Below are 19,312 nucleotides of genomic sequence, written 5' to 3'. Positions count from 1 at the left end.
TGTTGCTTCTCGCAATCTTCCTCCAATATGCCTCTAATCAACGGCTTCAAACAAGCCTGCATACACATTGAAAAGGTGCCTTCGGTTATGAGGGCACCTTTTCTTTATGAAGGAAAGTACAAACTATTGAATGCCTGCTGACTTCAAATACTCCTGCCACTGCTTGGTGTATTCGACCTGAATTTTTTCCAATCCGGCTTGTTTGGCCTTCTCCATAAATGTGTTCAATCCAGCTTCCACGTCTGCCACCAAACCTACATTAAGTGGGTACAAATATTGTTTTTCCACTTGTTCCAATGCAGCCTTCTCGGCTTGATACGGGGTCCAGTCTTCAGCAAATCCGGTATAAATATCCGGCTTCTTGATTTTGTCCAGATTTTCGAACATGGTCAGGACATCATCAAAGGTTTTGTCGTAGAGCATGAATTCCGGATTACGCCATGCCCAGCCATTCATGCCCTCACGCGGGAAGCCGTTCGTTTGAGCATCGCCGACCATTTTGTAGTATCCATTATCTACCTCGAAGTTTTTTCCTTCAACACCGTATTCAGTTAACCAGTTATATCGTTTGTCTGTCACGAGCTTCTCATAAAATGCCAGTGCTCTTTCCGGGTTTTTACTGCTACGAGGAATCGCAAAACCGTTGTGGATCGGGTGAACCGGTTGTGCAAAGCCTTTCGCATTCGGGTAAGGGAAATAAGCCAGTTTCCAATCTGGATGCGTCGACTGCACCTTGATTACGTCTGCATTAAATTTGTTCGGGTTTTCCCCGGATAGAACAACCGCCGCTTTTCCATTTTGCAGCAATGAATTGGAAGTATCTTTTACATTCAGTACGTTTTTCGGGAAAAATCCTTTGTCCATCCAGCGTTTATATGTTTTCAGATCTTCCAGATGCTGCGCAGAACCCCAGTAGGAAGTCACGGTCGAAGGTGTGTCATACATAATATCCAGTCCATATGGAAGTTGACCCGCTGTATTAACCAGCTTGGATGTCAATTGACGGATACCATGCGTATGATTGGCATTGCTATCCGCAATCGGAATCATATTGGGTTCGTTGGCCTTAATGCCTTCCAGATACGCTTCGAGCGTCTCGAGCGACTCTGGCTTGGGAAGATTGTACTTCTCACGCAAGTCCTCGCGGTACGCAATCCCCTCGGTTACATACTCAATCCAAGTGGATGGCACCGTATAGATTTTGTCATTGATTTTGACAGCATTCCACATATCATCAGGGACATGTGCTTTCAGCGCTGGTGCTGCTTTGGGCAACATTTCATCCAGTGCCAGGAACGCGCCCTTCTTGGCATAGGACTGGTAGAAAGTCCAATCCGCTGTGAAGATCAGATCGATTGGCTGTCCGGAAGACAGCAGTAGTTTATATTTTTGATCCCAGTCGGTCCAGGAGGTGTAGTTGAACTTCACATTGACATTCAGATCAGCCTCTGCCAGCTTATTGATCTCAGATTCAATGACAGGCAGATCTTTGGGAGCATCCCCGAGCATGTAGAATTGCAGCGTTACTTTCTCGCCTTTGTTATCGGATGTTCCTCCCTGCTCACTTCCTTGCGCCGATCCCCCCGAACCGTTGTTACATGCGGCAAGCACCCCGGCGAATAACATCAGGGCAAGTACCAGAGACAGGTGCCGAATTGTTTTGTTACGCATACGCATCCTCCCTTTTTGTGGTGAACCTTTATATGTTAGCGCAGACTCGCCATGTTTCAGACCTGCGTTAATGCCAACAGCCTGAATCCAGAGCGCGTTTACGTTCTAACCTTTTACTGCACCAATCGTAAGACCTTTGACAAAGTAACGTTGTACAAACGGATACAGGAACAAAATCGGTCCCGTCACAACGATCGCCATCGCCATTTTGGTTGATTCAGTAGGCACATCCTGACTTAACGTGATTCCTGTGCCAATCGCCATCTGGTCAATAAAGGTAATCGTGTTCATCGTGTTATAGAGATAAAATTGAAGTTGGTACATATCCGGATTGTTAATGAAAAGGGATGAGGTAAACCAGTCATTCCAGTAACCCAATGCCAGAAAAAGACCTACAGTAGCGATCCCAGGCATCGCCAGTTTCAACACAATGCTGAAATAGATGCGGAAATCATTGGCTCCGTCAATCTTGGCAGACTCGATCAACTCATCCGGCACAGCCGAACGAATGAAGTTTTTCATCAGGATAATGAGGAATGGCGTCATTAATCCTGGGAAAATCAGTACGGTGTACGTATCCGTGAGATTGAAGTAGTTTGCCAGCATAATGTACCAAGGGACAAGTCCCCCACCAAACAACGTTGTGAAGTAGATAAAAAATGAGAATGTATTCCGATATTTAAAGTCTTTACGCTGGAGCACAAATCCGGCCATTGTGATGAGAAACAGCCCTAGCGTAGTACCCACCACCGTTGTAAAGACCGTTACCCCATAAGCCTTGAGTACCTGGGTCGGGAATTTGAACACCATTTTGTAACCTTCCAGAGAGAAGTCCGTTGGAAAGAGGTGATAGCCATCCCTCACAATGGACTCGTTGCTGCTGAATGAACCGGATAGAATAAGCAGAAATGGCAACAGGCACATAATGGATAAAATGATGATGAAACTGTAGGAAATCAGTTGAAACATGAGAGTAAATTCCGAATCTCTTAGATGCGTATTCGTACGTGTGTGAGTATTCATTGGCGTGTTCATGATTGTTCTCCCTCCTGCCCTGCGGGCCTTCTAGAACAAGGCGTAGTCCTCATTTACTTTGCGGATAATATAGTTGACAGTCATGATCAAAATGAATCCAAACAAGGATTGATACAGACCTGCAGCCGTTGCCATTCCGATATCAAACGTTACTTTCAGTGAACGGTACACATACGTATCAATAATGTCTGTAGCGTTGTACAGTACTCCGTTGTTGCCGATCAGTTGATAGAACAGGTCAAACTGCCCCTTCATAATGCTACCGAGCGAGAACAACAGCAGGATGACAAAAGTTGGCTTCAGCATCGGTACCGTAATGTACCAGATCCGCTGAAATATATTGGCTCCGTCGATCCGGGCGGCTTCATAATACTCGTCACTGATACCCGTTATGGCGGCCAGATAGATGACCATGCTGTATCCAAGATTTTTCCATAGATAAAAGATGATGATCAGAAACACCCAGATCCAGGGTGTGTTATAAATGTCGACCGGGCCGGCTTCAAAACGTTTAAGCACCGTATTCACAAAACCCGATTCGTAGTTGAACATGTTGTAAGCGATTACACTCAACAGTACAAAGGAAATGAAATACGGCAAGAACATGACGGATTGCGTGATTTTTTTGAATAACCTGCCCCGGATCTCGCTAAGCATGATCGCACAGAAGATCGCCAGTCCGTTTCCTAATATAATGAAGGCGAGATTGTAACCCACGGTGTTGGTTGTGAGTTTCAGCAGCATTCCGGATTGCCATAGGAACTTAAAGTTCTCCATACCGACAAATGGACTGCCAAATAATCCGCCTTCAAAGTCATACCGGGTAAACGCATAATAGATACCGACCATCGGAAAATACGAGTTAATCAGAAAAAAGATCAGCGTGGGCAACAGCATCAGAAACATGATTTTGTTTTTGTTCAATTCTTTGAGCATGGCTCGATCCCTCCCGAATTTCTTGCGGTGCTGCGTGGTGGAGCTCTCTTTTTATTGTAGATGCACTCCTCGCTCACGGATACTGAAGCTTCCCGTCAGAAAATGAACGATTCTGCGAAATGAACTATGAACAAAACGAACGAACGATGAAATGAACAGACATCCACACCCATCCGTTCACAAATGTTGATATCGTGCATAGGCTGCACCTAGTGAACAATCCAGCGAAAGTTGAACTTTATGTAGATAAAACAAGCAAAATGGCCTGTCCAGCATTGATGTAAACGCATACATAATATATAATTCAGGTTACTCTTGTTCTTCTGCTTATCCAGATATGAAGTCTAGTGCATGTATATGAAGTTCTAAGTTGTTCACCCAAAACAGGAGGTTCGAGGGGGAAGAAGAATGCGTAAACGTTCGGAGGACAGTCAGAAGGTCTTCACACGGATTCTGATCGGCATTATTATCAGTACTGTCGCTACCTTGCTTGTGGCATCATCTATTTTGTATGTCAACTATAATCGGATTGCTCTTCGCCAGGTGTATCGTACAGATATGAACAGTCTTACACAAACCAGCCGTGAAGTGGCCAAAATGACCGAGACTGCAAAATCATTGTCATATCAGATTTATCAGGACTACACTATCTCTTCATTACTGCTGTATTCCAAACCAAATATTTATGAGATTACATCAGCGATGGAGCAGCTCGATAACTACCGCATGTCCCTCCCCTTTATTGAATCCATCTATGTCTATAACTCTAAAAACAATGAATTCTTCATCAGTTCCAACGAGCGTAACGGCCAGCAATCCATCTCGGAGATCGACGATCAGGGAATTACAAGCATCCTCCAGAGCTTTCATGACTATAAACCCTTTGTCCCCATCCCGCGCACATATCAGGTCGGTTCTACTGAAGCAACTGAGGTGAACAGCTACACCTATCTCTGTTATGACACGATCAATGACAATGCGAAACTAAACTATGCTGTCATTGTTAATATCAAGGATGATTGGCTCAGTCCGAATATGAACGCTGCGGATCAACCCGGCAGGACCTTTATCGTGAATGAAGATGGGGATCTATTATCAGACTTTGGTGACCGTGCGTTGATGAAAAATCTCTCCAGTGAGGCTTTTATGAAACCGATTATGCAGGATACGGCGCATTCAACTTATTTTACCGAGAAGGTCGATGGCGAGAAATCACTCATCACCTATACGGCTCCCGATGACCTGGGTTGGCGTTATGTGAGAATAACACCTTATGATCTGATTACCTCAGATATACGGAGTATGCGCACACATACGGTTCTGTTCTGTGTTGGGCTTCTCTTCGCAGGTTTACTGCTCTCTTACCTTGTGTCTCGAAAACTATATCACCCTATTGATAAGGTGCTTGTTCGTTTACGTGTGATGGAAGCAGAGCGACGCGGCAGTCTTCATCTGTTACGGCAGGATTTTCTGCGAGGGGCCTTGCAGGGTCGTGAAACAGTAACTGGAGGGATGCTGGAAGAACGGATGAAATTCTATGGTTCCTCCATTGATGTTCAGCGTGTATCCAGACTCGTATTATTGCGTATTGACCATTTTACCGAATTCTGCGAAACGTATCGTGATGAGACCCAGCTTGTAAAATACGCCATGATGAACATCTGCACCGAGACAGCCGACCTCCACTATAATGCGGAAGCTGTGGATATGGGCGGTGATCTGATCACACTCATTTTCAATGAAAAAGCGGAATACCAGGAACTTGAGCAACCTGCTGATCACCGGATTGAAGAGCTGCTGCGCATGATGCAGGCTGCTGTAATGACCCATCTGAAATGCTCCATCTCCTGTACAATTGGCACGGAAGAAGATTCATTGGAAGACAGTATCGCATCCTACACCAGATCAGCAGAAGCTTCCCTGCATCGTCTGTTCATGGGACCGGGCTGTCTGATCTATACCTCTGACATCATGGCTTATCACGCCAAGGAGTACGCATTCCCGGCAGGTAAGGAAAGACAGCTTGTCGATCATCTAATGACAGGTAAGACGCAAGAAGCAAAACAAGTCTATGCAGATATCGTCGGCGAAACAGCCGCATATCCCTTCACTGTCTTCCAGCTAGCCTTATCCCATCTGACGATGACATTGAACCATGTCCGAAATACCCTCAAGAAGAATAATCAACTCACGCTCGATTCAGTCTCGGATGGTCTAATGCTACCTGTCAAAGACGCCGAAGACATCGGTGAAGTACATGAACACTTCTATCGTATGTTTGATGAGCTTGGTTCCAAAGTCGAGGAGAAGCGTACACTGAAGCACGAAGAGTTGATTCGTAAAATCAACGGCATTATTGAGCGCGACTATGCGGACCCCAACCTATGTCTAACCTCTATTGCAGATGAGCTTAGCATGTCGCCCATCTATGTAAGCAGGCTCTACAAACAGCTCACCCTGAAGGGGCTCACGGACGTGATTAACGAAACCCGTATAGCTAAAGCTCAGCATTTGCTGGTAGAGACAGAGAATTCTGTTGCTGATATAGCCGAGAGAACCGGATTCACCAACAGTTCATACTTCTATCGCATGTTCAAAAAGTTCAACGGTGTTACTCCAAATGATTATCGCCGCAAAGAGTTTCATTCAGAGAACTTCTGAAATCATCCCGGACGTGAATGTATGGAGCATTGCACATTGATTGTTCATGCAAAAAAAGAGCGACCTATGAGAATGAACCTTCCCCCTCATGTGTCGCTCTTCTATAATGAGTTAAACATTAGATTTCAATTCTAGTCCTGATCCTGATCTTCACCAGACTCATCTGTTGCTTCGCGGACTTTATACTTGTCCAGACGTGTCTGCTGATACTCACGCAGGGCCTTTTCCCCAACAATCACTTCAACCCGGTGAATGTTCATGCCTTTACCCATGAATTTCTGCTCGTACTCGGTCATCACATGTTCTTCATTCAAGCCATCACGATGCAAGTTCAATGAAAGATTGGTCATTTGCAGGCCAAAATCGGCAATGGCGTTGAGCGAGAAATCAAACAATGTCTCCGAATCGGTTTTAAAATGAATCTGTCCTTTGGGATTAAGCAATTCCGTGTATTTCTTCAGGAAGCGCGGGTGCGTCAACCGGCGACGGGCATGCTTTGCTTTTGGCCAAGGATCACTGAAGTTCAAATAAATGCGCTCCAGTTCTTCCGGCTCAAAAACGTCCTCGATCTGTTCAATATTAGCCAACGCAAGTTTCAGGTTCGGAGGTGTCTCCACATCAGCCTGACTCCACGCATTACGAGCTTTCTCACTGGCACGACGCACCAGTTCATCATACATATCAATACCGATGAAATTAAATTCCGGATATTTATAACTCATTTGGCTGATAAATTGACCTTTACCCATACCAAATTCCACGAAAATCGGATGGTCATTGCCAAACAGTTCAGACCATTTTCCTTTATGCTGCTTGGGGTCCAGTACAACAAGATCAACTTGTTGCTCCAGATTTTCTCTTATCCCTTTTCTGCCACGTAAACGCATTTTATTCCTCCGTTTGTCCCATACTTGTCTCAGACTTATTTTGCCGAAGAACTGGCAAATTGTAAAGAGCAATGAAAAGGGAATCTTCGGATCTGCCACTTTGGGCAAATCTCAAAGATTCCCTCTTCGATTTATTTGGAATTGGGGTCCAACTACTTTAGTAGTTCATAGTCTACCTTATCTTGGTGTGAAAAATCAAATGTCTTTTCGAAAGCATCGCGAACTTTCTGTCTTGCAGCCGCTTTCACTTTCGGATTGCCATTAAAACGAACACCTGTTAAGGCCAGCGCTTCTTCTGCCGTCAATTCAACAGACACATGATTCAATTCATTGTTTTTAACTTGGGAATTCATTCATATCACCTCACGGTATAGTATGGTCCATGACGTCAATGTTGATGCAAAAGCTATGATGAATAATACCCATTGGATGGTGTCTGACGTTGATTTAAATATAACACAAGGTGTAAACTATAGCAAGCAGAAAACGTTGATTTTACGGCCTATTTATGCGTTTCGCTTCCCTTTTTTTTCAGTTTTTTGATACAATGATAAATGTTCATGAAGACACCTAAAATCACTAACGACCGGCATTGACGGAAATCGCATAGCGCCTCTGTTTTTGTTCACGTATGATTACTGTAATTCGACAGCCAAAGGAGTACCCTGAAAATGAATGCACCTGCCTTACAGCCCCCGCTATTGTGGGGAGATAAACGATTCCATACCTGGAATTATGAGATGCGAGATCAATTTAACAACAAGGTTTTCAAAGTGATGCTGGATGCCGGATTCACCTGTCCCAACCGGGACGGTTCCATTGCCAAAGGTGGTTGCACCTTCTGTAGTGCGCGTGGATCAGGCGATTTTGCCGGCAGCAGACGTGAAGATCTGGTCACCCAATTCAATACGATCCGAGATAAACAGCATCTCAAGTGGCCTAAAGCCCATTACATTGGCTATTTCCAAGCCTATACGAACACGTACGCTCCCGTTGAGGAACTTCGCGAATATTTTGAAGAAATTCTAGAGCAGCCAGGTGTTGTTGGCCTGTCCATCGCTACACGTCCGGATTGTTTGCCAGACGATGTTGTTGATTACTTGGCTGAACTGAATGAGCGTACTTATCTGTGGGTTGAGATGGGGCTTCAAACAATCCATGACTCCACATCTACATTGATTAATCGGGCGCACGACACGAAGTGTTACGAAGAGGCAGTTGAGAAACTGCGCCAACGAAATATACGTGTCTGCACACATATCATATATGGTCTGCCTCAAGAGACGCATGAGATGATGCTGGATACTGGACGGGCAGTCGCCAATATGGATGTACAGGGCATCAAGATTCATCTGCTTCATCTGATGCGCAAAACACCAATGGTGAAGCAATACGAAGCCGGCCTTTTACGTTTTCTGGATCAGGACGAGTATATCAAGCTGATCGTAGATACACTGGAGATGCTCCCACCGGAAATGATTGTACATCGTCTTACAGGCGACGCACCGCGTGATCTGCTGATCGGGCCGATGTGGTCCATGAACAAATGGGAAGTGTTGAACTCCATTGATCGTGAGCTGCGAGAGCGGGATACCTGGCAAGGTAAGTATTGGAGGCGAGCATAGATGGGCTTTCTTTCGGTTCTCAGCTGTGCTCATCAGTGGATTGCTTCCCGTCTGCAGCCTGGTGATCTGGCCATAGATGCAACGGTTGGTACAGGAGCAGACACGCTGTTTTTGGCACAACAAGTAGGCAGGCGTGGTCAAGTCATAGGATTCGATATTCAAAGTGAAGCCCTCACGCTGGCACAGGCCCGCATTCGAAAACAAGATGACGAAGCCAAGCTTGGGTCCATCTCCATGCTTCAACTCAGCCATGATCGAATGGCAGAAGCGGTGCCTGAGTCATGGCATGGTGCGGTTGGTGCAGTCATGTTTAATCTGGGGTACCTGCCTTCAGAAAATGCAGATTCCTCCATCATCACCGAGACTGACAGCACAATCGCTGCACTCGAGGCAGCACTCGCTTTATTACGTCCTCGCGGCATCATTACGGTTGTACTCTACCCCGGTCATGACGGAGGCGCACAGGAAGCGTCAGCCGTATTGGTATGGTCCTCTGCCCTGCCGGTAGAACAGGCACAGGTTGTACTGTATCGCCAATTGCAGCGGGAAACTTCTCCTTTTCTGATCGGCATCGAGAAAAAATAATTTCCTTTGTTCACCAAATACAATAAACTAGACACAATCGCAAGGCGAGCTATTTAACGGCTCCTTCTTACTGCGATCTGTGTTCTAAATATACATATGCAAACGTATTCACTTGTTTGCTCATGGCGACCACATGCCATGACTGATTAAAGCGATCCATCATTTCATATACTAGAGGAGAGATTACTGATGTCTACGCCATATCCATTACAATTCCAACCTGAATTCAAAGAACGTGTGTGGGGCGGTCGTGCGCTGGAGCAATTCGGCCTTACGCCCCCTGAAGGACATATCGGAGAAGGCTGGATGATTGCAGATCATCCAAACGGTACAACCAAGGTATTAAATGGAGCACTGGCTGGCAAGGGTCTGGATGAAGTTCGTGAACAACTGGGCACTGAATGGCTTGGAACCAAAGGCGTTTCCGAAAAAGGCGGCCGTTTCCCCCTTCTGATCAAGCTGCTTGACTGCAACGATGACCTGTCCGTTCAGGTTCATCCGACAGACGAGTATGAGGCACTTCCTCCTGGCGAGCTTGGCAAAACAGAAATGTGGTATGTACTCGACGCAAAACCGGGCGCACACATCATCTACGGCTTGAATGAAGGCGTTGATCGGGCAACCTTGAAAGAAGCATTGGAGAACGGTACGGTGATGGATACCCTTCGTCAGGTACCTGTGGAAGCTGGTGATACGTTCTTTATCCCTGCCGGAACGGTACATGCACTCTGTGCAGGTGTTGTTGTCGCCGAGATTCAGCAAAACTCGGATACAACGTACCGGATATACGATTACAATCGTCCAGGGCTGGATGGCAAACCACGTGAGTTGCATGTGGAAGACTCATTGAATGTCACTGCCTATGGGGGTGCAGGTGCCTCAACGATGAAAACCAATAACACTACTCCCGGTGAATGGCTCAAGCTTGCGGAATGCCCTTATTTTGTGGTGGAAAAAGGGATTGTAACTGAACGTTGGGAACTCTCCACAAACCCTGACAGCTTCACGATTCTCGTTGTATGTGAAGGAGAAGGAACTTTGGAGTGGGCACATGCTGCATCAGACCGCATTGAATTGAAAGCCGGCCAATGTTATCTCTTGCCAGCCAATCTGGGTACTTATACATTGAACGGGAATACCACAGTTCTTCGCTCTTATCTGCCATAAATCAAGTTTATATGTAACCTGTTGAAGGAGGAATTACACGAGATGCAGGAATCTACCTTTGCCCTGATCGCTAGTGAAGGTACCCGTATTCATGTGTACCGCTGGCTTCCCGATCCGGAATGTAACGTTAAAGGTGTAGTGCAAATTGCACATGGGATGGGCGAGACGGCAGCCCGATACGCCGAATTTGCAGGCCTTCTTACCCAAAATGGGTATGCGGTCTATGCCAATGACCATCGGGGTCATGGCAAAACTGTGGAGAATGCCAAGTTACTCGGCAATGCTGGTATCGATGCCTTCCGCTGGATGGCAAGTGATATGATTAATCTGGGCGAAGTAGCCACCAAGGAGAACCCTGGGGTGCCCCTTTTTCTAATGGGACATAGCATGGGTTCATTCTTGGTACAACATCTTATGTACGCTGGTCACGAGCAGTACCATGCCTTTATTTTATCCGGGACAAACGGCAGACGCGGGCTGCTCCGGTTCGGAGAGAAGCTCGCCTTCTTGCAATGCGGCATTCAGGGTGCTACTCATCCCAGCATGCTGCTTAACGCGATTGTCTTTGGTGGATTTAACCGCTCTTTCCGCCCAGCGACAACACCGTTTGATTGGTTGTCCCGGGACTCACAAGAGGTTCAGCGATTCATTGATGATCCCATGTGCGGAGCAATCTGTACAGCAGGCTTTTTCCGCGACTTCTTCAAATTACTGCTCGAAGTTCATCTGCCACACAATATGGAGTGCATCCCCAAACACAAACCCGTATATCTGTTCTCAGGTGAGAAGGACCCTGTTGGACTTCATGGCAAAGGCGTTCTTAATCTGGTATCCCAGTATAAGAAGCTTCATCTGGAGAATATTGAGTATCGCCTGTATCCGGGTGGGCGCCACGAAATGTTGCATGAGATCAACCGAACCGAAGTGGCTCAGCACGTTGTGGACTGGCTAGAGCGCAATACCCCTGACTCGAATACCGACCATAGTCATATGAGCCCTACTGAGACGGCTGACTCTGTATAATAGATTCAGAGAACAATATAGCTAAAGAAAGAAACCCCTGAAACGGATGTACAGCTCACGCTGCACTCCAGTTCAGGGGTTTTCTTGTTAAGCGATATGAATAATAGCCATGATCAAACGTTATGGATTAACCTTCAATTAACAGAGATTCCGGGTCTTCCAGCAATTCTTTCACGGTCACAAGGAAACGTACAGCTTCACTGCCGTCGATAATCCGGTGATCGTAGGACAACGCAATGTACATCATCGGACGGTTCTCCATCCGCTCTGCATCAATCGCCACTGGACGAAGCTGGATCTTATGCATCCCCAGAATACCCACTTGAGGCGTATTCAGAATTGGCGTAGATAACAAGGAACCGAATGTTCCACCATTCGTGATGGTGAAGGTTCCGCCTTGGAGATCAGATAACGCCAGTGTGTTGGAACGAGCTTTGGATGCAAGGTCCGCAATACTCTTCTCGATCTCGGCAAATCCCAGACGATCGGCATCACGTACAACCGGTACAACCAGTCCTTCCTTCGCAGATACGGCAATGCCGATATCATAATACTTTTTAAGTACAACGTCTTCGCCATCAATCTCAGCGTTAATTGTAGGGAATTTTTTCAGAGCCCCCACAACCGCTTTGGTGAAGAAGGACATGAAGCCCAGGTTAATCTCATGTTTCTCTTTGAACTTGTCCTTACGGCGTTTACGTACATCCATGATGGCAGTCATATCTACTTCATTAAACGTAGTCAACATGGCTGCAGTCTGCTGAGCCTCTACCAGACGTTTGGCAATGGTTGCACGGCGACGAGACATGCGTTGGCGCTCCACTGGTTTGGTATACGTGGAACTTCCAGCTGCCGGAGCACTTGGTGCCGCAGGGGCTTTATTTGCTGGTGGAGCAGCAGGAGCAGGCGCCTGATTGTTATGGCTCTTCACATCGTCCTGGTATACCCGTCCAATCGGATCTTTGCTCTGAACCTGATCCAACTCGATACCACGTTCACGCGCAAGCTTGCGAGCGGACGGTGAAGCCGTCTTGGCACTATCGGATGATTCCGGTGCCACAGCAACAGGTGCTGTTGGTGTTGGTGCTTCAGGTGCAGGAGTAGCGGCCTTTTTCTCTTCTGCCGCTGCCGGTTCGGAAGCGGGTGCACCGCTTCCTCCTCCAGAACCAGCTGAGAGTGTACCGATCGTTTCACCGATCTCTACCGTCTCTCCTTCCTGACGAATGATCTTCTCCAGCACGCCACTTTCTTCTGCACTGATCTCAATATTTACTTTATCCGTTTCCAGTTCAAGAAGCACATCACCCTGATTAACGGGTTCCCCTTCTTTAACCATCCATCTGGATACAGTTCCCTCAGTTATTGACTCACCCATTGCAGGTACTTTAATTTCACTCACAGCTGTTACCTCCCCAGTGGAATATTATTCTTCGTCGTTTGTTTCAACGCAGATGTAATAATCTGTTGCTGTTCCATACTATGCACAAGCTGATAACCGCTGGAAGGACTTGCGTGTTCCGGGCGACCTTCGTATCTAACGGTTGTGCCTTCCGGGGCAACTTCACGAAGACGAGGCTCCATGTAAGTCCAGGCACCCATGTTTTTGTTTTCTTCCTGTACCCATACCAGCTCTTTAACATTGCTGAAACGTGCGAGGATACGTTTGATCTCTTCTGCCGGGAATGGATATAACTGTTCCACGCGAATGATGTGGAGCCATGACCAATCACCTTTATCTTTTTCAATAGCATCTTCCAGGTCAATGGCAATCTTGCCACTGCACAGAATAATGCGCTCTACGCGATCCGGTTTTGTACCCAGTCCAGCTTGCTCAAGCACAAGCTCAAACTTGCCTTCACTGAATTCCACTGCCGGTGATGCAACACGCGGATTCCGAATGAGACTTTTCGGTGACATCATGACAAGTGGACGAGCATCTTCTGTTTCAGTCAACGAAGCTTGACGACGCAACAAGTGGAAGTATTGGGAAGCACTCGACAAGTTGGCAACCGTCATGTTGTCTTCTGCACAAAGCTGCAGGAAACGTTCAAGACGAGCACTTGTATGCTCAGGTCCCTGACCTTCATTCGCATGTGGAAGCAACATAACGAGACTGGATTTTTGAGACCACTTGGCACGACCCGCGGATACAAACTGGTCAAAAATTACCTGTGCACAGTTGGCAAAATCCCCGAATTGAGCTTCCCAGATCACCAGTGTGTCTGGTGAATATACGTTATATCCGTACTCGAATCCAACAACGGATTCTTCAGACAACGGACTGTTATAGATGGCAAAGGATGCTCTTGCCTGTGGCAAGTGATGCAATGGGCAGAATTTGGCTCCATTCTCCGAATCATGCAGTACCAGATTCCGATGAGCGAATGTAGCGCGCTCGGCATCCTGTCCACTAATCCGAATTGGCTTGCCATCTGCCAGAATGGTTGCAAATGCGAGCGTCTCCGCAAGGCTCCAATCCACTTTTTCCCCTTCGTTCAGGGAAGTGCTCCGGCGCTGCAAAATGCGCTGTAACTTCGGATACACATTGAAGTTCTCAGGCCATTTCAGCAGGTCTGCGTTGATGCTGCGCAGATTCTCCAATGGTACGGCAGTAGGCACAATCGTAACAGCTTCCGGCTCACTGATTTTCCGTTGGTAATATTCATGTACTTCATTTTTCTTCATCTGGTCATAAGCTTCTTTTAATCTGTTTGTTACTCCATCGCGAATGCTCGTAATGGATGCATCATCGATAACCGACTCCTGCTTCAATTGATCCTGATACAAGTGGCTTACCGTTGGATGGTTTTTCACCTTGTCATAGACGATAGGTTGAGTCGTTTCGGGATCATCGGTCTCATTATGGCCATAACGACGGTAACCGATCAAGTCGATCAGGAAATCCTTTTTGAACCGATTGCGATACTCTGCTGCCATGCGAATGGCTGCAATACAAGCTTCCGGATTGTCTGCATTCACATGCACAATCGGAATTTCGTACCCTTTAGCAAGGTCACTTGCGTAGTACGTTGACCGGGAATCACTGCTATCTGTAGTGAATCCCAGACGATTGTTGACGATAATATGGATGGTTCCGCCATTCTGATATCCTGGCAGAGCTTTGAAGTTAAGCGTCTCTGCAACGATCCCTTCTCCAGGGAATGCTGCATCACCGTGCATCAGAATGGTAGCCGCCTTCGTTACATCCTGCTTCGGATATCCAGGGTCACGACGGTCATCCTGAGCAGCGCGTGCAAACCCTTGTACAACCGGATTGACGTACTCCAGATGGCTCGGGTTATTCGCCAGAGTCAGGCGAGCCTGTACAGTTTCCCCGTCTTTTACAAAACGGTTCGCACCCATATGATATTTGACATCCCCCGTCCAACCGTAGTTGATCCCCGTCGAACCTTCCGATGGAACCAAGTCTTTGTTCGGAGCATGATGAAATTCAGAGAAAATCTTGCTATACGGTTTGCCCAATACATGAGCCAGTACATTTAACCGTCCACGGTGAGCCATACCCATCAGAATGTGGCTTGATCCGGCTTCTGCCATGATGCGAACAGCTTCATCCAGCATGGGTACAAGCACATCGTTACCTTCAATGGAGAAACGTTTCTGTCCAACAAATGTTTTGTGAAGATAATCTTCAAATTGCTCAACTTCTACCAAACGTTCCAGCAAAACCTTACGTTCTTTTGGCGTAAGTGGAGCTGGTGAAGTACGAGACTCCGCACGGCGATTCAACCACTCACGTTCTTGAACTTCGTGTACATGACTGAATTCATAGGCCATGGGTCCAGTGTATATCTGACGCAAGCGTTGGATTGCATCCCAACCGGTTGCTGTCTGCCCGTCTGCACCTTCCCAGATCAGGGAAGCAGGTAAAGCTTTCAGATCTTCTTCGTTTAATTCAAAATGCTGAGGCTCCAGCAAAGACGTATCTGTATCTTCACTGATTCCAAGCGGATCTATATCTGCAGCAAGATGACCATAGGTACGGATGTTCCATACCAGCTTACCCGCTGTAACCGCTTTCTGTAATAATTGAATGTCTACGTTCCCGGAAGCCGATTGGGCGTTGCCGGAATTCGAGGTTGTACGTGCATCCGTGCCTGACATCGGCGGTGCACCCCATTGTTCAAATAGTTCACGATAGGCCGGTGTAACCGAACCAGGGTCTTGAGCAAATAATTCATATTGTTCCTGTACGTATCCCATATTGGGGCCATAGTAACTTTCCCAGGGCTTCTTGTTGCCTTCCACGATCGTCATCGACGTTCCCTCCGTCTTGATTTAGTCATAAGTTTTTGACGGAAATCATTGACTAAGCCGTAATTTGCGTTCGTTCAACATTTTAAGCGAAATTTTTCATGAAGTCCAATAATCGTGCTGTTGGTGGTAGTAACGTTAGTCCGACGCTCCCGTCAAGGTTTGTCTGCGTTTTCAAAATCAAAGTAAAACAATGATTATATATACCGTCGCACAGATGTCGAATACTGTCCTGATCCGTTCGAAGGTTACACTTTCTCCTCTTCTTCAAGTGAAGTCCGTGTTCTAATATCTATTCTATAAACTTTTACGCTCAGGAGCATTTCCTATTTTTAGCTCAATTGATGCATAAATTAGATGAATCGAATAAATCGAGCAATTTGGATAGAACAACGAACGCTTAATTACAACAAAATAGGCATACGATCTCCCATTTTACCTCCTTAATTAAATTGTGGTCCATAATGTTCAAAAACAAACCGTCCAGTTAAACATTAACCAATTGACATCACATTCAACAAAAAATTGGGGGTTTCTTCAAAAGAACAACTGAAAAAAGCTCGCCCAGACATAGAATTATCCGAGCAGCTTCTTTAAGGATTCAGCAAAATTGAGTTATCCATATAGATGACGGTGCGCATCAAGCTGTACGTTCTGTACTTTGACTAATCATATACACTGCAAACGGCGTTAGGGAAAGATCTCTAACCTGCTCCAGTGTAAACCAGTCTGCGCCGAGCGAATCTTCACCATCGGGTTCTTTTTTGATACGATCCGGCTGACTGGCTTCGGTCAAAACAACATCATACAGCATCCCGATATGGTGCAGTTCTTCGGGCTCACCTTGATACACCCATTTCACTACCGTAGACTCCGCAGAACGAATCATCACTTGTAGATGGGTCAGTCCCGTCTCTTCTTCCAGCTCACGATGAAGAGCGGTCTCTGGCTGCTCACCAAATTCCAGCCTTCCGCCTGGTAAATCCCATTGCCCCTGATATGCTCCGCGGGCCTTATGAATTAACAGGAATCTGTCCTGCCAAGTGACCAATCCATATACTCCCAGATGTGTATGCCGATTCACTTAAAAACTCTTCCTTTCGTCTTCATCTTCTGTAACAGCATCCAGATCTATGGCCATACGGATCATATCCACACAGCGGATACCATCCTCTATAATCTCTTCCTCATAGTGCCTCACAAAGAAATCACGGTCGACCCCGATAATGCGAAAACCGCAACGCTGGTATAACTTCAATTGATGAAAGCTGGTGTTGCCTGTCCCAATCTCGAGAATTCGGCAGCCCAATCTGCGTGCAGCTTCCATCGCTTCCTTAATCATGTGTTTGCCTACACCTTGTCCCTGCAGTTCTTCCTGTACGGCAATATTAACAATCTCCGCAGTCTCCGGACGAGTCTTGAGCAATACGAATTCCCCAACCATCTCTCCTTCATACTCGGCAATAAAACAAACACCCCGGCTCAGGTACTCATCCACAATTGCTTTTGAAGGATCAGCCATCAATAAAAGTTCGTATGGTCTCTCTTCTTCCCAGTCCAAAATCCGGAACGACAATTTCATGCCAATCTCCACCTTTTCATCGTACAATATTCATTTACGTCCTGTTTGCAGAAGCCTATGTATGGCAAATCCACAAATATATCATGCTTCATTTTCAACAAACTAGTTTTTTCAATCTAATAAAACACGCGAACACTCACAGACTATTCACTCCCATAAAAATAGCAACCTTCATTATATCATAATATTTGGATATAAATATACAGATATGGATGATACATTATGAGGCATTATTATTATCCTAACCCAAGCTTAAATGCTCATGGATTAATTTTCCCATGACTTCTCCTCTTTCTGACGTTTTAACTTATCGTGTCTCACGCTGTTCAAGAACGGAATCGCTATACATCATAAATGTCTCTTGCAGTGTTCGTCCGGATGACTTCTCCCAGATCACACTCCGCTCAAACGTACCTTTTTGAAAAAAACGCGGGAGCCGTTCAGCAAACCAATCCTGCATCGGCAGCTCAAAAACCCGCTTCATAGGCACCCATAACAGTTCGCCTTCGGGCGGATTTTGCAGTAACTGCCCCTCGAATGAAGTAGCCAGATAGTTAAATACCATGTACCTCAATCCTTGTTCGGGATCACAGAACTCATCAAGTCCTTTATACGTAATCTCATTAACAGCTAAACCCGTCTCCTCCAGAACCTCCCGCACGGCACCATCCACGATGCTCTCCGGAAAGTCTACCTTCCCCCCAGGAGCGATGTATCCCGGAAATCCTTTGCGATCCGGCCGATTCATCAGCAACACCTGATCATTCATTTTGTCCCATACCATACACATCGTTAATATCTCTATTCTGGTGTTCATATTCGTTCGTCCTCCTGCTAATGTGAGCTTCTCTGCTGTACACTAACATTTCTGGGAATAACCTGTGTTTTCCTGCTTTATTCCCACCCTGATATGTGCATACGAAAGGCGGACGCCCTGTACATCAGAAGCCCGCCTGTTTTGTGATATTCTATGTTGCTCATTTCTCAAATTTGGAGTTTCCCATTATCCGTTCAATTCCGTAATTAACACGCGGCGTTCCTTCCATTCAGCCCGGCGATATGCCTGTTGCATACCGAATTTGCGGATACTCGCCTTTGGCACCGATTTATAAGGCAAAACAACCGTAAAGTCCTCATCAAACGGGAAAAAAGACAGGCCTACTTTTTCATTGGATAACCACTCTGCCTCAATCGGTTGTCTGGAACAGGCATCAAATGTACAACTGAGACCTTCAGCAAAAAAATCATAACGCTCAGCAGGTGTTCCGGGTTCCTCCATACAGAGAAACAGACTTAGCTGATCACAAAATAACATGATTTCCACATCGCTTTGCAGCCTCTGTTTCAGCGCTTCAGCATCACCAACAAGTTGTTTCTCCCAACTCAACTGATGTTCACGTTCTTTTTCCAGGTATTCCCGGATGTCTTCATCATCCTGCGCATTAGCCCCCAGATTTTTCTGAAACAGTTCCGTATACATCAGGCTGCATAATATTCCGGCGTAGGGATTGTTCTGACGAACTTCTTCAATGCCTTTTTGGTAGAATACAAATCGCGGACGGAGTGGAAAGTCCCGAAACGAATACGGCGATTGACTGTAATCATTCCAGAATGGAGACGAATCCAGTTCGATCCAGCCCCGGTCATGTTCTTTGGCCGCCAGAATCAATTCATCCCGGTGCGCAGGATCGGCTAATAATTCATTTTTCCAGTGGGAAGCCATCTCTCCGGCTACTAATCCATGCTCATGCTGTGCGGTCAAAACAAAATCATGCTCTCTCTCATATACGATCATTTGCTATCACCCTTCCGCATGGTATACGTTGACTTTAACATAAATTGGGTTAAACTTTCCTATAAGTTGA

16 protein-coding genes are annotated in these 19,312 nt (G+C 46.2%); 5 read left to right on the top strand and 11 right to left on the bottom strand.

Translation table 11 applies throughout. The annotated features are described in order from the left end of the window. Positions 1-123: 123 nt before the first annotated feature. The 3 genes from ACTHPG_RS03865 to ACTHPG_RS03855 all read right to left on the bottom strand — a co-directional run bounded on the left by ACTHPG_RS03865 (position 124) and on the right by ACTHPG_RS03855 (position 3,642). Complete coding sequence (locus ACTHPG_RS03865; RefSeq protein WP_440387834.1) at positions 124-1,677, bottom strand: ABC transporter substrate-binding protein; 1,554 nt, start codon at positions 1,675-1,677, stop codon at positions 124-126. A gap of 99 nt (positions 1,678-1,776) precedes the next feature. Further along, positions 1,777-2,640: a carbohydrate ABC transporter permease gene (locus tag ACTHPG_RS03860; RefSeq protein WP_370511436.1), complete on the bottom strand. Its 864-nt coding sequence runs from the start codon at positions 2,638-2,640 to the stop codon at positions 1,777-1,779. Positions 2,641-2,736: 96 nt separating this feature from the next. Then, on the bottom strand, positions 2,737-3,642 hold the full coding sequence (locus ACTHPG_RS03855; protein ID WP_440387833.1) for an ABC transporter permease: 906 nt from the start codon (positions 3,640-3,642) through the stop codon (positions 2,737-2,739). Between the two features lie 408 nt (positions 3,643-4,050). Between ACTHPG_RS03855 and ACTHPG_RS03850 the strand changes: the two genes are divergently transcribed. Beyond that, positions 4,051-6,303: an AraC family transcriptional regulator gene (locus tag ACTHPG_RS03850; RefSeq protein WP_440387832.1), complete on the top strand. Its 2,253-nt coding sequence runs from the start codon at positions 4,051-4,053 to the stop codon at positions 6,301-6,303. 131 nt (positions 6,304-6,434) lie between these two features. Here the strand turns inward: ACTHPG_RS03850 and trmB are convergent, their stop codons facing one another. Together trmB and ACTHPG_RS03840 are read right to left on the bottom strand one after the other, a co-directional pair. Continuing rightward, entirely contained in the window at positions 6,435-7,190 is a 756-nt protein-coding gene (gene trmB / locus ACTHPG_RS03845; RefSeq protein WP_440387831.1) for a tRNA (guanosine(46)-N7)-methyltransferase TrmB, read from the bottom strand. Between the two features lie 152 nt (positions 7,191-7,342). Beyond that, positions 7,343-7,543 (bottom strand): hypothetical protein, encoded by a 201-nt coding sequence (locus ACTHPG_RS03840; protein ID WP_036610190.1) that lies wholly within the window; start codon positions 7,541-7,543, stop codon positions 7,343-7,345. 318 nt (positions 7,544-7,861) lie between these two features. On the opposite strand from ACTHPG_RS03840, the gene ACTHPG_RS03835 reads away from it, so the two are divergent. The 4 genes from ACTHPG_RS03835 to ACTHPG_RS03820 all read left to right on the top strand — a co-directional run bounded on the left by ACTHPG_RS03835 (position 7,862) and on the right by ACTHPG_RS03820 (position 11,590). Beyond that, positions 7,862-8,815, top strand: a complete 954-nt coding sequence (locus tag ACTHPG_RS03835) for a TIGR01212 family radical SAM protein (protein WP_440387830.1) — start codon at positions 7,862-7,864, stop codon at positions 8,813-8,815. Next, a complete protein-coding gene (locus ACTHPG_RS03830; protein WP_440387828.1) occupies positions 8,816-9,400 on the top strand; it encodes a class I SAM-dependent methyltransferase in 585 nt (194 codons plus the stop codon). 189 nt (positions 9,401-9,589) lie between these two features. Further along, complete coding sequence (locus ACTHPG_RS03825) at positions 9,590-10,567, top strand: type I phosphomannose isomerase catalytic subunit (protein ID WP_440387827.1); 978 nt, start codon at positions 9,590-9,592, stop codon at positions 10,565-10,567. A gap of 42 nt (positions 10,568-10,609) precedes the next feature. Continuing rightward, positions 10,610-11,590, top strand: coding sequence for an alpha/beta fold hydrolase (locus ACTHPG_RS03820; protein WP_440387826.1), 981 nt, complete (start codon positions 10,610-10,612; stop codon positions 11,588-11,590). Positions 11,591-11,717: 127 nt separating this feature from the next. Here the strand turns inward: ACTHPG_RS03820 and odhB are convergent, their stop codons facing one another. The 6 genes from odhB to ACTHPG_RS03790 all read right to left on the bottom strand — a co-directional run bounded on the left by odhB (position 11,718) and on the right by ACTHPG_RS03790 (position 19,242). After that, a complete protein-coding gene (gene odhB, locus ACTHPG_RS03815) occupies positions 11,718-12,989 on the bottom strand; it encodes a 2-oxoglutarate dehydrogenase complex dihydrolipoyllysine-residue succinyltransferase (RefSeq protein WP_440387825.1) in 1,272 nt (423 codons plus the stop codon). Positions 12,990-12,994: 5 nt separating this feature from the next. Beyond that, entirely contained in the window at positions 12,995-15,868 is a 2,874-nt protein-coding gene (locus ACTHPG_RS03810) for a 2-oxoglutarate dehydrogenase E1 component (RefSeq protein ID WP_440387823.1), read from the bottom strand. Positions 15,869-16,505: 637 nt separating this feature from the next. Continuing rightward, positions 16,506-16,949 carry an NUDIX domain-containing protein gene (locus ACTHPG_RS03805; protein ID WP_440387822.1) on the bottom strand — a complete coding sequence of 148 codons (444 nt, stop codon included), beginning with the start codon at positions 16,947-16,949 and terminating at the stop codon, positions 16,506-16,508. Next, positions 16,950-17,447: a GNAT family N-acetyltransferase gene (locus ACTHPG_RS03800; RefSeq protein WP_440387821.1), complete on the bottom strand. Its 498-nt coding sequence runs from the start codon at positions 17,445-17,447 to the stop codon at positions 16,950-16,952. A gap of 307 nt (positions 17,448-17,754) precedes the next feature. After that, entirely contained in the window at positions 17,755-18,264 is a 510-nt protein-coding gene (locus ACTHPG_RS03795; RefSeq protein ID WP_440387819.1) for an 8-oxo-dGTP diphosphatase, read from the bottom strand. A gap of 186 nt (positions 18,265-18,450) precedes the next feature. Continuing rightward, positions 18,451-19,242, bottom strand: coding sequence for a DUF3891 family protein (locus ACTHPG_RS03790; protein ID WP_440387818.1), 792 nt, complete (start codon positions 19,240-19,242; stop codon positions 18,451-18,453). Positions 19,243-19,312 lie beyond the last annotated feature (70 nt).

The organism is Paenibacillus sp. SAF-068, assembly GCF_051967555.1.
Taxonomy (GTDB): Bacteria; Bacillota; Bacilli; order Paenibacillales; family Paenibacillaceae; genus Paenibacillus.
Note: the sequence above shows the minus strand (reverse complement) of the source record. Positions and strands in the feature narration are given on the sequence as shown.

Coding starts and splice junctions, on each gene's coding strand:
- ACTHPG_RS03865 (WP_440387834.1), bottom strand. CDS start 1,677: ATGCGTATGCGTAACAAAACAATTCGGCACCTGTCTCTGGTACTTGCC.
- ACTHPG_RS03860 (WP_370511436.1), bottom strand. CDS start 2,640: ATGTTTCAACTGATTTCCTACAGTTTCATCATCATTTTATCCATTATG.
- ACTHPG_RS03855 (WP_440387833.1), bottom strand. CDS start 3,642: ATGCTCAAAGAATTGAACAAAAACAAAATCATGTTTCTGATGCTGTTG.
- ACTHPG_RS03850 (WP_440387832.1), top strand. CDS start 4,051: ATGCGTAAACGTTCGGAGGACAGTCAGAAGGTCTTCACACGGATTCTG.
- trmB (WP_440387831.1), bottom strand. CDS start 7,190: ATGCGTTTACGTGGCAGAAAAGGGATAAGAGAAAATCTGGAGCAACAA.
- ACTHPG_RS03840 (WP_036610190.1), bottom strand. CDS start 7,543: ATGAATTCCCAAGTTAAAAACAATGAATTGAATCATGTGTCTGTTGAA.
- ACTHPG_RS03835 (WP_440387830.1), top strand. CDS start 7,862: ATGAATGCACCTGCCTTACAGCCCCCGCTATTGTGGGGAGATAAACGA.
- ACTHPG_RS03830 (WP_440387828.1), top strand. CDS start 8,816: ATGGGCTTTCTTTCGGTTCTCAGCTGTGCTCATCAGTGGATTGCTTCC.
- ACTHPG_RS03825 (WP_440387827.1), top strand. CDS start 9,590: ATGTCTACGCCATATCCATTACAATTCCAACCTGAATTCAAAGAACGT.
- ACTHPG_RS03820 (WP_440387826.1), top strand. CDS start 10,610: ATGCAGGAATCTACCTTTGCCCTGATCGCTAGTGAAGGTACCCGTATT.
- ACTHPG_RS03810 (WP_440387823.1), bottom strand. CDS start 15,868: ATGACGATCGTGGAAGGCAACAAGAAGCCCTGGGAAAGTTACTATGGC.
- ACTHPG_RS03800 (WP_440387821.1), bottom strand. CDS start 17,447: ATGAAATTGTCGTTCCGGATTTTGGACTGGGAAGAAGAGAGACCATAC.
- ACTHPG_RS03795 (WP_440387819.1), bottom strand. CDS start 18,264: ATGAACACCAGAATAGAGATATTAACGATGTGTATGGTATGGGACAAA.
- ACTHPG_RS03790 (WP_440387818.1), bottom strand. CDS start 19,242: ATGATCGTATATGAGAGAGAGCATGATTTTGTTTTGACCGCACAGCAT.